The organism is Streptomyces sp. NRRL S-495, assembly GCF_000966955.1.
GTDB classification, from domain to species: Bacteria; Actinomycetota; Actinomycetes; order Streptomycetales; family Streptomycetaceae; genus Kitasatospora; species Kitasatospora purpeofusca.
Map to the genome: position 1 here is coordinate 1 of NZ_JZWY01000697.1, position 1,777 is coordinate 1,777.

Annotated in this window: 3 protein-coding genes; 1 reads left to right on the top strand and 2 read right to left on the bottom strand. The window is 76.8% G+C overall.

The genetic code is table 11. The features are described from left to right. Both VR45_RS31135 and VR45_RS31140 read right to left on the bottom strand, forming a co-directional pair. The coding region (locus tag VR45_RS31135) for an alpha/beta fold hydrolase (protein ID WP_063772572.1) at positions 1-774 on the bottom strand (774 nt) is incomplete at its 3' end. Positions 775-929: 155 nt separating this feature from the next. Then, on the bottom strand, positions 930-1,304 hold the full coding sequence (locus tag VR45_RS31140; protein WP_234326336.1) for a DUF6401 family natural product biosynthesis protein: 375 nt from the start codon (positions 1,302-1,304) through the stop codon (positions 930-932). Between the two features lie 189 nt (positions 1,305-1,493). Here VR45_RS31140 and VR45_RS31145 point away from each other — a divergent pair. After that, a partial coding sequence (locus VR45_RS31145) for an LLM class flavin-dependent oxidoreductase (protein ID WP_045943223.1) occupies positions 1,494-1,777 on the top strand: 284 nt, incomplete at its 3' end.

Consider the following 1,777-nt stretch of genomic DNA (forward strand, 5'->3'; position numbering starts at 1 on the left):
GGCGGGGAGGGGGAGGTCCAGGGCGGCGGTGGAGTGGGCCGGGAGGGCCATGGCGGTCGCGGCCTCCGGCGGGAGGTCGCGCAGGCCGAGGAGGCCGGCGGACAGGCGGGCGGTGGCGCGGTGCCAGTCGCCGATCCGCCGCATCAGGGTGTGGCCGGTGCCGAGGACGGTGTAGCCGCAGACCCGGGCTCCGGCGGCGCGGCCCCGGGCGGCGAAGGCGCGGGTGTCGGCGGGGGAGGTGATCCGGTCGAGGTCGCCGTGCAGCATCAGGACGTCGCGGTCGGCGAGCTGCTCGCAGGGGTCCTCGGCCGGGCACCACGGGGCGAGTGCGACGACGCCGGTGACGGTGGGGTGGCCGGCGGCCCGGAGGGCGGCGCGGCCGCCCATGGAGTGGCCGACCAGCACGGTCGGGACCGGGCCCAGCTCCTCGGCGAGGTCGTCGAGGGCGGCGATCGCGTCCCTGGCGGCGTCGGCCCGCTCGCCGTTCCAGCCCCGGTGGCGGTAGCGGACGGTACCGACGGCGACCCCGGCGCCCTCGGTCTCCCGGCGCAGCGCGTGCACGAAGCCGGCCATCCGCAGGCCGGCCAGGTTGACCGGGCCCGGGCGGGAGAGGCTGTGCTCCTGGCCGCCGTGCAGGACCAGTACCGCGGCGCCGGGCCGCTCGGGCAGCCCGCGCCAGACCAGCGCACGGTGCCCGCCGGTGCCGGTGCGGTAGCCGGTACTGTTCCCGGCGGTGCCGCTCCTGCCGTTGCCGCCCGTCCTGTTCCCGCTCACGCTGTCCCGTTCCCGCCCGCCGTCCCGGCCGTGCCGCGGACGGCCGTCCGTGCTGTGTGGACCGCCACTGTACGCACGGGGTGCCGGGGTGTATCCAGCCGTTCTCCATATTCCCCCCGGGCCGCAGGCTCGGGAGGTCCAGTGGGGCAGGCCGGTCAGGCCGGGAGCAGGCCGTTCTGCCGGACCAGCCAGCAGATCGCGGTCAGCCGGTGCACCGCGAAGTCGTACCCGACCGGCTCGCGCCAGCCGATCTCGGCGAGCCGGCCCAGGAAGCCGCGCGCGTAGTCGGACAGCTCCGCACGGTTCAGCCGCCGCGGCTGCAGCTCCGGCCCCTGCGCGTACAGCAGCTCGCGCAGCTCGGCGGCGTGCTGGTCGACCGCCGCGACGAGGCAGGGCTCGAAGGCGAGCTCGGCCAGCCGGGGGCCGAAGGCGGCGAGGATCCCGGGCAGCGGACAGCCCTCCGGCCGGGGGTGCGGGGCGGCGGAGTCGGCGGGGAGGCGCCGGGGCGACTCGTCGGGCGTGGCGGACATCCGTCCACGGTAGGCGAGCGCGACGCCGGGGCAGGCGGCCCGGGGAGGAGACCTTGGCCACCCCGGCGGACAGTCGGCGCACGCCCCGCGCCGGACACCCGGCGTGCCACCCCGGCGGACACCCGCCCGACGGTGCCGCTTCCCCGGTTCGGGCGTGGGCACGGGGTGGTCTGTACCAGAATGGCCGGTATGGATCTTCGAATCTTCACCGAACCCCAGCAGGGCGCGAGCTACGACACCCTGCTCCGGGTGGCCAGGACCGCCGAGGAGCTGGGGGCCTTCAGCGCCTTCTTCCGCTCCGACCACTATCTGAAGATGGGCGGCGTCAGCGGCCTGCCCGGCCCGACCGATGCCTGGATCACCCTGGCCGGCCTGGCCCGCGAGACCAGCACGATCCGCCTCGGCACCCTGATGACCGCCGCCACCTTCCGGCTGCCCGGCGTGCTGGCGATCCAGGTCGCCCAGGTCGACGC